We start from the raw sequence: 12,371 nt of genomic DNA on the forward strand, positions 1-12,371 counted from the left end.
GCAGGACCCATGGCAAACGTGCAAAGCGGCAAAATGATCGTCGGTCTCGATATCGGCACCTCCAAGGTGGTGGCGCTGGTGGGCGAGGTCGCGGACGACGGCACGCTGGAAATCGTCGGGATCGGTACTCATCCGTCCCGTGGCCTGAAAAAAGGCGTGGTGGTGAACATCGAGTCCACCGTGCAATCGATCCAGCGCGCCATCGAAGAAGCGCAGCTGATGGCTGGTTGCCGCATTCACTCGGCGTTCGTCGGCGTGGCCGGCAATCACATCCGCAGCCTGAACTCCCACGGCATCGTGGCGATTCGTGATCGCGAAGTCAGCTCGGCCGACCTTGAGCGTGTGCTCGACGCCGCCCAGGCCGTGGCGATCCCGGCGGACCAGCGCGTGCTGCACACCCTGCCGCAGGATTACGTGATCGATAACCAGGAAGGTGTCCGCGAGCCGCTGGGCATGTCCGGCGTGCGTCTGGAAGCCAAGGTCCACGTGGTCACCTGCGCCGTCAACGCCGCACAGAACATTGAAAAATGTGTGCGCCGCTGCGGTCTGGAAATCGACGACATCATTCTCGAGCAACTGGCTTCCGCGTACTCGGTACTGACCGATGACGAGAAAGAGCTGGGCGTGTGCCTGGTGGACATCGGTGGCGGTACCACCGACATCGCGATCTTCACCGAAGGCGCGATCCGTCACACCGCGGTGATCCCGATTGCCGGCGACCAGGTGACCAACGACATCGCCATGGCGTTGCGCACTCCGACCCAGTACGCCGAAGAAATCAAGATCCGCTACGCCTGCGCCCTGGCCAAACTGGCCGGTGCCGGTGAAACCATCAAGGTGCCAAGCGTTGGCGACCGTCCACCGCGCGAGCTGTCCCGCCAGGCCCTGGCCGAAGTGGTCGAGCCGCGCTACGACGAACTGTTCACGCTGATCCAGGCCGAACTGCGCCGCAGCGGCTACGAAGACCTGATCCCGGCCGGCATCGTGCTGACCGGCGGTACGTCGAAGATGGAAGGCGCTACCGAACTGGCCGAGGAAATCTTCCACATGCCGGTGCGCCTGGGCGTGCCTCACGGCGTGAAAGGTCTGGATGACGTGGTGCGCAACCCGATCTATTCCACCGGCGTCGGCCTGTTGATGTACGGCCTGCAGAAGCAGTCCGACGGCATCTCGTTCTCGGGCATCGGCAGCCGCGACAGCTATAGCAACGAAGAACCACAGGCTCCGCTGCTGGACCGCCTGAAGAAGTGGGTTCAGGGCAATTTCTGAAGATTTACCGCAATACCGTTACACCGAAGCACGCAGTAGGCGAAAAAACTAGAGAATGTAAAGGAGAGGGAAAATGTTCGAACTCGTAGACAACATCCCCGCAAGCCCGGTAATCAAAGTTATCGGTGTCGGCGGTGGCGGCGGCAACGCTGTCAACCACATGGTCAAGAGCAACATTGAAGGCGTCGAGTTCATCTGCGCCAACACCGATGCTCAAGCGCTGAAAAACATCGGCGCGCGGACCATCCTGCAACTGGGCACGGGCGTGACCAAGGGCTTGGGCGCTGGCGCCAACCCTGAAGTCGGCCGTCAGGCCGCTCTGGAAGATCGTGAGCGTATTGCCGAAGTCCTGCAGGGCACCAACATGGTGTTCATCACCACTGGCATGGGCGGTGGTACCGGTACCGGTGCTGCGCCGATCATCGCCGAAGTGGCCAAGGAAATGGGCATCCTGACCGTTGCGGTCGTGACCCGTCCGTTCCCGTTCGAAGGCCGCAAGCGTATGCAGATCGCCGACGAAGGCATCCGCATGCTTTCCGAAAGCGTCGACTCGTTGATCACCATTCCCAACGAGAAGCTGCTGACCATCCTCGGTAAAGACGCAAGCCTGCTGTCGGCTTTCGCCAAGGCCGACGATGTACTGGCCGGTGCCGTTCGCGGTATCTCCGACATCATCAAGCGTCCGGGCATGATCAACGTCGACTTCGCCGACGTGCGTACCGTGATGAGCGAAATGGGCATGGCGATGATGGGCACTGGCTGCGCCAGCGGTCCGAACCGTGCACGTGAAGCGACCGAAGCGGCCATCCGCAACCCGCTGCTCGAAGACGTGAACCTGCAAGGCGCACGCGGCATCCTGGTGAACATCACTGCCGGTCCTGACCTGTCCCTGGGTGAGTACTCCGACGTGGGTAGCATCATCGAGGCATTCGCTTCCGAGCACGCGATGGTCAAGGTCGGTACCGTTATCGATCCGGACATGCGCGATGAGCTGCACGTGACTGTCGTTGCCACCGGTCTGGGCGCTAAAATCGAGAAGCCTGTGAAGGTCATCGACAACACCGTCCACACGTCGATGGCAGCACAGCCACAACAGGCCCCTGTTCGTCAGGAAGCTCCAGCGGTGAACTACCGTGACCTGGACCGTCCGACCGTCATGCGCAACCAGGCCCAGGCCGGGGCTGCGACTGCCGCGAAGATGAATCCGCAAGATGACCTGGACTACCTGGACATCCCGGCTTTCCTGCGTCGTCAGGCCGATTGATGGAATGTATCAGGGCTATGAAGGTGATTGGTGTTCAGCAAAGGCTCGGTCTGCTATCATCGCCAGCCTTTGTTGATACCAGTTCGCAATTTGCGCTGAAGCGGCCCAAGCCATGATTAAACAACGCACACTGAAAAATATTATCCGTGCCACAGGTGTAGGCCTGCACTCCGGGGAGAAGGTCTACCTGACCCTCAAGCCTGCGCCTGTCGACACTGGCATTGTGTTTTGTCGCGCTGACCTCGACCCTGTGGTGCAGATTCCTGCCCGCGCGGAAAACGTCGGTGAAACCACTATGTCGACCACGCTGATCAATGGCGACGTCAAAGTGGACACGGTAGAGCACTTGCTCTCGGCCATGGCTGGCCTGGGCATCGATAACGCCTACGTCGAGCTCTCCGCGTCCGAAGTCCCGATCATGGATGGCAGCGCTGGACCTTTCGTATTCCTGATTCAATCGGCAGGCCTGGAAGAACAGGACGCCGCCAAGAAATTCATCCGCATCCTGCGTGAAGTGACAGTGGAAGACGGCGACAAGCGCGCCACTTTCGTCCCTTTCGAAGGGTTCAAGGTGAGCTTCGAGATCGATTTCGATCACCCGGTTTTCCGGGACCGCACCCAGAGTGCAAGCGTGGATTTTTCCAGCACTTCGTTCGTAAAAGAAGTCAGCCGCGCCCGTACCTTTGGCTTCATGAGTGACATCGAGTACCTGCGCAAGCACAACCTCGCACTCGGCGGCAGCGTTGAAAACGCAATCGTGGTCGACGCCGATGGCGTACTGAACGAAGACGGCCTTCGCTATGAAGACGAATTCGTGAAGCACAAAATCCTCGATGCAATTGGCGACCTGTACCTGCTGGGCAATAGCCTGATTGGTGAGTTCAAGGGCTTCAAGTCCGGCCATGCACTGAACAACCAGCTGCTGCGCAAGTTGATTGAGCAGACAGATGCCTGGGAAGTCGTGACGTTCGAAGACGCCAGTACTGCACCAATCTCTTACATGCGTCCGGTTGCGGCCGTGTAAGCAAAAAACCTCTCTAGTTTTTTAAAGGCTGCCTTCGGGTGGCCTTTTTTTATGTCCCGAGTTTTGTATTGCCTGGGCAGGCCCCATCCAATGAAAATCCTATTCGGCACAAACAACCCGGTTACGCCCCCCTTCCTTGGCCTGATACAACGCCTTGTCGGCGCTGAACAGCAATTGTTCCAGATTAATATCGCTGCCCGACGTCCAGGTGGCAATGCCGATACTTACGCTCATCGGCGGCTCACCGGCGTCCACCAGTGGCAGTTTCTGCACCGCCTCGCGGATGTGCTCGGCGATCTGCTTCGCGCCTTCACTTTCAGTTTCGGCCAGGACCACCGAAAACTCTTCACCACCATAACGAGCCACCAGATCCGCCGGGCGATGGACATTGGTGCGGATGACCTCGGCCAATGCCCGCAAGGCGTCGTCGCCGGCCTGATGCCCGTGCCGGTCGTTGAAGGCCTTGAAGTGATCGGCATCGATCATCAGCAACGACAACGGCTTGCCACTGCGTTGCGCGCGAAACCATTCATGGCGCAGGGTCAGATCAAGGGAGCGACGGTTGGCCACGCCGGTCAAGGCATCGGTGGCCGCCAGTTGCGCCAGTTCCTGCTCGGCACTTTGGCGCCGTCGCAGCTCGCGGCAGAGCATCCAGGTCAGCCACAACAGGCCGATGCACAAAACCCCTGTTGCACCACTGATCGCATAGGCCGTGCGGTTCCAGGCAGCGAACACTTCGTCGATGGAAAGGGCCACGATGACGGTCAGCGGCAGATTGCCGACCCGGGTAAAGGTGTACAGGCGCCGTTGATGGTCGACACTCGACACGCTTTCAAAGGTACCACTGCGCTCGTGCAGCATGCGTGCGACGTTGGGACGGCTGGACAAGCTTTTGCCAATGGCGTTTTGCTCACGGTACGGTTTCTGTGCCAGGAGAATCCCGTCATCATTGATGATGCCCAGCGTACTGCCGTTGCCGATGTCGAGGCTGTTGAATAGCTGATCGAAGTAACTCATGCGCATCGACGCCACCGCAACCCCCAGAAACTCGCCCGTGGGCGATGAAATGCGCCGGCTGAAACTGATGCGCCATTCGTCGCTGTCATCGCAGTCGCAGCGTGGCTTGAAGGGCCGGCTGATAAACATGCCGGTGTCGCGATTGAAGACATGGGCCAGGAAATAATCGCGGTCAGCGAAGTTGCCCGGTTTCGGTTCGATCAATGAGGAGTCGGCCAGCACGTCGCCGTGCTTGTCCAGCAGCAGGATATCGCCCTTGTAGCGCGCAGTGGTGGAGCGGTCGAACAGCACCAGATGACGGATCTGCGGTGCGACCTGTTTAAGGTCGTCCCGTTGGGCGGCGGCGATCAGGCCCTGCAAGGTCAAGTCATAGAGTTCGACCGTACGCAGGACATCGGCATCGATCAGTTGCGCGATGGTGGTCGCGCTGCGGGTGGCGGTCTGCTGGGCGTTGGCGTGTTCGCGGATCAGCAGAAAGGTGACGATGCACAGGATCGAGATGACGGTCAGGGTGCTGCCGAAGATCACCATGATCTCGGGTCGCCCGGTCGGGCCTTGAAAAAGTGCGGTGCGGCTTGCGGTCATAGGGCTGACGTCTGCTTAAGGGACGCTCTAAGCGTAGTTGCATAAACGTAGCAGCCGAGTGAATCCTTCCTGTTGCTCGAGCGATTGATCAATGGCGTGGGCGTCAGTGACTTTCGTTGCGGAAATTGCAATGAAGGCCGAGTCGCCACTATAAAAAAAGCCGCTGACAACAGCGGCTTTGGAGACAACTTTTCAATGGGAAGAGCCGATGAAAAGTGTCGAGGGAAACGGGAGTGATCGGTGCCGGTCAGCTGTCCTTCTCGACCAGTGGCTGGGTCTGGATACTGGATGCCTGCGGGGCCTGAGAGTCTTGTACAGCCTTGGCCGTCATCTCGATCCGATGCTCTTCGAACGTCGCAGCGCGCGCGGCGTTATGCGCGACGAACGTCTGCGATTCTTCCGCCATCGCCAACGGCGACAGGAACAAAGAGGACAAAACGAAAGCGCTGGCAATACCCATACTGTTGGACATCTTGAAAACCTTCTTGCTTGGCAAGTGCTGTTTGGTGCGGGCAAAGATAAGGATATGAGGCGAGGGGAAAAAGAGCGGATTCATGAAAGGACTGTTGCTGTTATGGCAATAGTGGGTTGGCCGCCTAAATGTGTTCATCCCGGATCCAATGTGGGAGCGAGCCTGCTCGCGATAGCAGCACCTCGGTCCTTGGGTTGCACCGCGTTGCCTGCATCGCGAGCAGGCTCGCTCCCACAAGGGAATAGGGTTTCATACCGGGAGGTGAATGCCGAACGTATTCATCCCATGATCACTGCGCACGAACACATCCCCACCATGCATCAACGCAATCGCCTTGACGATGGCCAGCCCCAGACCGTGGTTGTGGCCGCTGTTGCTGCGTGACGCATCGACCCGGTAGAAACGCTCGAACAGGCGCGGCAGATGCTCACTGGCAATCGGCGAGCCGGGGTTGGCGACGCCGATGCTGACTTGATGCTCCAGGGCTTCGATCCGCACTTGAATCACCTGCCCGGGCGCGGTGTGCTGCACCGCGTTATTCAACAAGTTGATCAATGCCCGGCGCAGATGGGCGATCTCGATGCACACTTGTGCGTCACCACTGACCTCGACCTGGACCTGGGCGTCTTCGAGAATGAAGTCCAGATATTCCAGGGTCGTGGCCACCTCATCGGCCAGCGAGGTCGAGGTGAGTTTGGTCGCCTTGCTGCCCTGATCGGCGCTGGCGAGGAACAGCATGTCGTTGATGATCGAACGCAGTCGCTCAAGCTCTTCGAGGTTCGATTGAAGCACTTCGAAGTAATGTTCGGCGGAGCGTCCGCGAGTCAATGCGACCTGGGTCTGGCCGATCAGATTGGTCAGTGGCGAGCGCAGTTCGTGGGCGACATCGGCGTTGAACGACTCAAGGCGCGAGTAGGCCTGCTCGACCCGCTCCAGGGTCGAGTTGAACGAACTGACGAACTGATCGAGTTCTGGCGGCAAGGGTGACAATCGCAAGCGCCCCGAGCGCAACGGCGGGGCCAGGCGCTGGGCCTCCTGGGACAGTTTGATCAGCGGCTTGAGGCCGATCCGCGCCACCCAATAACCCAGTGCCGAGGCCAACAATACACCGACAATCGCCAGGCTGATCAGCGCGACCAGCAGGTGATGCTGGGTATGGAAAAACGTTTCGGTGTCGATGGCGATCATGAAGCGCAGCGCTGGGCGCTGGTCCTTGGCCGGGAACTCGCTGACCAGCACTTTCAGCGGATACGGGTGCTCCGGCAGATGCATGTCGCGCGTGCCCAGCGGGCCTTGGGCAAAGGTGCGGATATGCGGTGTCAGGTTGCCGTATTCGTAGTGTGGATCGCCGCTGATGATCCAGAAACTGATGCGCTTGTCTTCTTCGCTCAGCAGGTTGAGCTTGTTGTTGATCCTCACCCAGTGCTCGGGCGTGCCGTAACGGCCGACCATGGATTCGAGCACGCTGTAGCGCGCATCGAGTTCGGCTTCGGGCAACAGGCCCAGGCCTTTGTCGACCTGCTGGTACAGCGCCCAACCGATCAACAAAAACACCAACAGCGCCACCAGCGTAAACATGCCGCTCAGGCGCAGGGCAATGCTGTTACTGGACACCACGGCTCTCCAGCACGTAACCCATACCACGAATGGTGTGCAGCAGCTTCTCTTCGAACGGTCCGTCGAGCTTGGCCCGCAGGCGTTTGATCGCGACTTCGACGACGTTGGCGTCGCTGTCGAAATTGATGTCCCAGACCATCTCGGCAATGGCGGTTTTCGAGAGGATTTCACCCTGGCGCCGGGCCAGCACGCTAAGCAGCGAGAACTCCTTGGCAGTCAGGTCCAGACGTGTACCGCCGCGGGTGGCCTTGCGGCTGATCAAATCTATCCACAGGTCGGCGATGCTCACCTGCACCGGTTCATGGCCGCCGCTACGGCGGGTCAGCGCTTGCAGGCGCGCCACCAGTTCAAGGAAGGAAAACGGTTTGCCCAGATAGTCATCGGCGCCTTCGCGCAGGCCCTTGATGCGATCCTCCACACGCTCGCGGGCGGTGAGCATGATTACCGGGGTTTGCTTGCGTGCACGCAACGCACGCAGCACGCCGAAGCCGTCAAGGCTCGGCAACATGACGTCGAGGACGATCACCGCGTAGTCGCTTTCCAGCGCCAGATGCAGACCTTCCACACCATCGCGGGCCAGATCCACGGTGAAACCCTGTTCCGTCAGGCCGCGATGCAGATAGTCCGCGGTTTTTTCTTCGTCTTCGATAATCAGAACGCGCATGACCCGCCTCAGTCTGTGGTCGCCAGCACCGGTTCTGGCGCAGGTTTAGGCCGATGGAACAGACGCTCCAGCCACAAGTATATGACCGGCGTGGTGAACAGCGTCAGCGCCTGGCTCACCAGCAAACCGCCGACCACCGCGATCCCCAGGGGCTGGCGCAATTCGGCGCCGGTGCCGTAGCCGAGCATCAGCGGCAGGGCGCCGAGCAGGGCGGCGAGGGTGGTCATGATGATCGGCCGGAACCGCGTGATGCAGGCCTTGAAGATCGCTTCCTCAGGCGACAGCCCGCCATTGCGCTGCGCTTCGAGGGCGAAGTCGATCATCAGGATGCCGTTTTTCTTGACGATACCGATCAGCAGCACCAGCCCGATCAGCGCCATGATCGAAAAGTCCTGGCCGCAGATCCACAGCATGATCACCGCGCCGAGGCCCGCTGAAGGCAAAGTCGAAATGATCGTCAGCGGATGCACGAAGCTCTCGTAGAGCACACCGAGAATGATGTACACCGCCAACAGCGCCGCCAGGATCAGCCACGGCTGGCTGGCCAGCGAACTCTGGAACGCCTGGGCAGCGCCCTGGAAGTTGCCGCTGATGGCGCTTGGCATGCCGATGTCGGCCTTGGCCTGGTTGAGCATGATCACCGCATCGCCCAACGCCACGCCGGGGGCGAGGTTGAACGACAGGTTGGCGGCGGGAAACATCCCGTCATGGGCGATGGACAGCGGGCCGATGGTCGGCGCATCGAACCTGGCCAGGGCCGACAGCGGCACCATTTCCCCGCTCAGGGGCGAGCGCAGGTAGAAATAGTTGAGGCTTTCGGCCTTGCCGCGCTGTTTGGTATCCAGTTCCAGGATTACGTTGTACTGGTTGATCTGGGTCTGGAATTCATTGACCTGGCGCTGGCCGAAGGCATCGTAAAGGGCTTCGTCGACATCGCTGGCGGTGAGGCCGAAACGTGCCGCGGCGCTGCGATCGATGCTGATGTGGGTGATGCTGCCGCCCAGTTGCAGGTCGTTGGAAATGTCGCGGAAGGCCGGGTTGGCGCGCAGTTTTTCCGTCAGGCGTTGGGTCCAGGTGCTGAGGGTCGCACCGTCGTTGCTCTTGAGCACGTATTGGTACTGGGCGCGGCTCGGGCCGGAGCTGAGGTTGATGTCTTGCCCTGCACGCAGGTACAGCACGATGCCCGGGACTTTCATCAGTTGCGGGCGAATCCGGTCGATGAACTGGCTGGCCGAGACATCGCGATCACCGCGTTTTTTCAGGGTGATCCAGAAGCGGCCGTTGGCAATGGTCTGGTTGCTGCCCGAGACGCCGACGGAATGTGAAAACGTTTCGACTGCGGGATCGGCAGCGACGATTTCGGCCATCGCCAGGTGTTTTTTCACCATGTCGCCATAGGAAATATCGGCAGCGGCTTCGGTGGTGCCAAGGACGAAACCGGTGTCCTGGATCGGGAAGAAACCTTTGGGAATGAAGATGTAGCCGGCAACAGCCAGCCCCAGTGACAAAGTGAACACGCCGATCATCATTTTCTGGTGGGCGAGGGCATGGCGCAGGCCTTTTTCGTACCAGGCCAACAGGCGTTCACCAAAGCCCGGTTTGCTATGAGCGTGATGCACCGGTGCCCGCATGAACAGCGCTGCCAGCGTTGGCGCCAATGTCAGCGAAACCACCACCGAAATCAAAATGGTGGAGGTGGCGGTCAGGGCGAACTCCTTGAAAAGTCGCCCGACCACACCGCCCATGAACAGCAGCGGAATGAACGCCGCCACCAGCGAGAAACTGATCGACACCACGGTGAAGCCGATCTCCCCGGCGCCCTTGATCGCCGCTTCGCGCATGCCGTCACCGGCCTCGAGATGCCGGTGGATGTTCTCCACCACCACGATCGCGTCGTCCACCACAAAGCCCACGGCGACCACGATCGCCACCAGGGTCAGGTTGTTCAGGCTGAAGCCCATCACATACATCAGCGCGAAACTGGCGATCAGTGACACGCCGAGCACTGCCGACACGATCAGTGTGGCCGACAGTTGGCGCAGGAACAGCGCCATCACGGCCACCACCAACATGATTGCAATCAGCAGGGTGATTTCCACCTCATGCAGCGAGGCACGGATGGTCTGGGTGCGGTCGATCAGCGTCTTGACCTGCACCGAGGCGGGGAGCATCGCCTCCAGCGCCGGCAAGGCGGCCTGGATGCGGTCCACGGTTTCGACGATGTTGGCCCCCGGCTGGCGGAAGATCACCAGGTTGACCCCCGGTTGTGAGCCCGCCCAAGCCTGGATGTAGGCATCTTCCGAACCGTTGACGACTTTGGCGACATCGCGCAGATGAACCGGTGCACCGTCCTTGTAGGAAACGATCAACTGGCTGTATTCGTCGGGGTGGAACAACTGGTCGTTGGTGGACAGGGTTGAAATGCTCGATTCGCCGTACAGCGCCCCTTTGGCCAGATTGAGGCTGGTCTGCTGGATTGCCAGGCGGATGTCGGCGAGGGTCAGGCCGATGGCCGCAAGCTTGTCCGCCGATACCTGGACGCGAATCGCCGGACGCTGCTGACCGGTGATGACGACCTGGCCTACACCGTCGACCTGGCTGAGCTGACGGGACAACAGGGTTTCTGTCAGGTCGCTGAGCTCAGGGCCTGGCATCAACGAGGAGTTGACGCTAAGGATCAGCACCGGGCTGTCCGCCGGGTTGACCTTGCGCCAGGTCGGCAGGTTCGGCATGTCCTTGGGCAGTTTTCCCGCGGCGGTGTTGATCGCTGCCTGGACTTCCTGGGCCGCGGTGTCGATGCTCTTGTCGAGGGTGAATTGCAGGGTCAGGTTGGTCGAGCCCAGTGCACTGCTCGAGGTCATCTGGGATACGCCGGGAATGGCGCTGAATTGCACTTCAAGGGGCGTGGCCACCGAGGAAGCCATGGTTTCCGGGCTGGCGCCGGGCAGTTGCGCGGCCACCTGGATGGTCGGGAATTCGGCCTCCGGCAACGGCGCTACCGGCAGGCGCGCAAACGCGATGACACCCAGCAGCACCAGGGCGAACGTCAGCAGGACCGTGGCCACCGGGTGGTCGATGCACCAGGCTGAAATCGAACCATGGCCCTTCATTGCGCGCCCTCCGATCGCACCACTTGCGGCGGTTCGGTCAGCACTTGCACAGTCGCGCCGGGCTTGAGCCGCGATTGACCATCGCTGACCAGTACATCACCCGGCTTCACACCCTTGATGATGTCCTGGCCGCTGCCTTGATAGACCATCTGCACCTGCACGGCCTCGACCTTGTCGCCATTGACCCGGTACACGAAGTGCTGGTCGAGGCCGCGTTGTACGACTGTCGGCGGCACCACCAGCGCATCTTTATCCAGGGCTGTCTGAATCTTTACCGTCACCAGCAGGCCCGGCCAGAGCTTCTGCCCCGGATTGTCGAACTCGGCCTTGGCGCGGATGGTGCCGGTGCTGGCGTTGATCTGGTTGTCGATCAGGGTCAGGTGACCCTCGCCGAGCAGGTTGCCGGTTTCGCCGTCGGTGTCGGCCCCGATGTAGGCCTTGACCCGGGCGTGCTGTGGATCGTTGATCAGGCCTTGCAGGGTCGGCAGCATTTGCTGCGGCAGTGAAAACTCCACGGCGATCGGGTCGATCTGGGTGACAGTGAACAGGCCCTTGGTGTCGGTCATGCGCAGGAAGTTGCCTTCGTCCACCGTGCGAATACCGACCCGGCCGCTGACCGGTGAGCGAATTTGTGTGTAGGAAAGCTGCACCTCGGCGGAATCAATCGAGGCCTGGTTGCCTTGGGCGGTGGCCTTGAGCTGGTTCACCAGGGCCTGTTGCTGGTCGTAAGTCTGCTTGGACACGCCGTCGTCGACACTCAACAGCTTGTAGCGCTTGAGGTTGACCTGCGCCACTTGCAGTTGCGCCTGGCTTTCGCCCAGTTGTGCCCGGGCCTGGTCGAGGCTGGCGCGGATCGACCGGTCGTCGATGGTGGCCAGTAGGTCACCTTTTTTCACCAGTTGGCCTTCCTTGACCAGCAGTCTGGTGAGAATGCCGTCGATTTGCGGGCGGACCACGACGCTGTGCAGGGACAGCACCGAACCGATGCCACTGAGGTAGCGCGGCACGTCTTTTTCGGCGACGGCGACCACGCGTACCGGGATGGCGGTGGGGGTGGCGAGTTTGGCCTTGACCGGTTTGTTGGCGTACCACAGGCCCAGCGCTGCCAGAACGATCAGAAGGGCGGCGAGCAGGGCGGGTTTTTTCTGGATTCGCATGCGAGTGGGGCGCCGGGGCTGGGTAGACGGTTGGTATTTTCCTTTATAAACCTGTTTGCCGGTCAGGAGGGTGACGGCTAACTGACGGCGCTGTCAGTTTGGCTGGAAGGCTGGTGCTCCTCTGTAGGAGCGAGCCTGCTCGCGATGGACGACAACGATAACGTGGGAAACCAGATTCACCCCGGCGCACTC

Annotated in this window: 9 protein-coding genes; 3 read left to right on the top strand and 6 right to left on the bottom strand. The window is 60.5% G+C overall.

Features of this window, described 5'->3' with window-relative positions:
• The first annotated feature begins 9 nt into the window (after positions 1-9).
• From ftsA to lpxC, 3 genes are all read left to right on the top strand, one after another.
• Positions 10-1,269 (top strand): cell division protein FtsA, encoded by a 1,260-nt coding sequence (gene ftsA / locus BSF44_RS10860; RefSeq protein WP_007989901.1) that lies wholly within the window; start codon positions 10-12, stop codon positions 1,267-1,269.
• Between the two features lie 73 nt (positions 1,270-1,342).
• Positions 1,343-2,533, top strand: coding sequence for a cell division protein FtsZ (ftsZ, locus tag BSF44_RS10865; protein ID WP_095943492.1), 1,191 nt, complete (start codon positions 1,343-1,345; stop codon positions 2,531-2,533).
• Positions 2,534-2,645: 112 nt separating this feature from the next.
• The gene (lpxC, locus tag BSF44_RS10870; RefSeq protein ID WP_007916984.1) at positions 2,646-3,557 is read left to right on the top strand and encodes a UDP-3-O-acyl-N-acetylglucosamine deacetylase; all 912 of its coding nucleotides are present in this window, start codon (positions 2,646-2,648) and stop codon (positions 3,555-3,557) included.
• Between the two features lie 99 nt (positions 3,558-3,656).
• Here lpxC and BSF44_RS10875 read toward each other — a convergent pair whose 3' ends face one another.
• From BSF44_RS10875 to BSF44_RS10900, 6 genes are all read right to left on the bottom strand, one after another.
• Positions 3,657-5,159 carry a sensor domain-containing diguanylate cyclase gene (locus BSF44_RS10875; protein ID WP_095943493.1) on the bottom strand — a complete coding sequence of 501 codons (1,503 nt, stop codon included), beginning with the start codon at positions 5,157-5,159 and terminating at the stop codon, positions 3,657-3,659.
• A gap of 247 nt (positions 5,160-5,406) precedes the next feature.
• A complete protein-coding gene (locus BSF44_RS10880) occupies positions 5,407-5,631 on the bottom strand; it encodes a hypothetical protein (protein ID WP_095943526.1) in 225 nt (74 codons plus the stop codon).
• Between the two features lie 249 nt (positions 5,632-5,880).
• Entirely contained in the window at positions 5,881-7,245 is a 1,365-nt protein-coding gene (locus tag BSF44_RS10885) for a heavy metal sensor histidine kinase (protein WP_095943494.1), read from the bottom strand.
• Positions 7,235-7,912 carry a heavy metal response regulator transcription factor gene (locus BSF44_RS10890; RefSeq protein ID WP_095943495.1) on the bottom strand — a complete coding sequence of 226 codons (678 nt, stop codon included), beginning with the start codon at positions 7,910-7,912 and terminating at the stop codon, positions 7,235-7,237. Before BSF44_RS10890 ends, BSF44_RS10885 begins: the two co-directional genes overlap by 11 nt.
• 8 nt (positions 7,913-7,920) lie before the next feature.
• Positions 7,921-11,022: a multidrug efflux RND transporter permease subunit gene (locus tag BSF44_RS10895; protein WP_095943496.1), complete on the bottom strand. Its 3,102-nt coding sequence runs from the start codon at positions 11,020-11,022 to the stop codon at positions 7,921-7,923.
• Entirely contained in the window at positions 11,019-12,179 is a 1,161-nt protein-coding gene (locus BSF44_RS10900) for an efflux RND transporter periplasmic adaptor subunit (protein WP_095943497.1), read from the bottom strand. Before BSF44_RS10900 ends, BSF44_RS10895 begins: the two co-directional genes overlap by 4 nt.
• Positions 12,180-12,371 lie beyond the last annotated feature (192 nt).

It is taken from the genome of Pseudomonas sp. ACN8 (assembly GCF_002303925.1).
Lineage (GTDB): Bacteria > Pseudomonadota > Gammaproteobacteria > Pseudomonadales > Pseudomonadaceae > Aquipseudomonas.

Coding starts and splice junctions, on each gene's coding strand:
- ftsA (WP_007989901.1), top strand. CDS start 10: ATGGCAAACGTGCAAAGCGGCAAAATGATCGTCGGTCTCGATATCGGC.
- ftsZ (WP_095943492.1), top strand. CDS start 1,343: ATGTTCGAACTCGTAGACAACATCCCCGCAAGCCCGGTAATCAAAGTT.
- lpxC (WP_007916984.1), top strand. CDS start 2,646: ATGATTAAACAACGCACACTGAAAAATATTATCCGTGCCACAGGTGTA.
- BSF44_RS10875 (WP_095943493.1), bottom strand. CDS start 5,159: ATGACCGCAAGCCGCACCGCACTTTTTCAAGGCCCGACCGGGCGACCC.
- BSF44_RS10880 (WP_095943526.1), bottom strand. CDS start 5,631: ATGTCCAACAGTATGGGTATTGCCAGCGCTTTCGTTTTGTCCTCTTTG.
- BSF44_RS10890 (WP_095943495.1), bottom strand. CDS start 7,912: ATGCGCGTTCTGATTATCGAAGACGAAGAAAAAACCGCGGACTATCTG.
- BSF44_RS10895 (WP_095943496.1), bottom strand. CDS start 11,022: ATGAAGGGCCATGGTTCGATTTCAGCCTGGTGCATCGACCACCCGGTG.
- BSF44_RS10900 (WP_095943497.1), bottom strand. CDS start 12,179: ATGCGAATCCAGAAAAAACCCGCCCTGCTCGCCGCCCTTCTGATCGTT.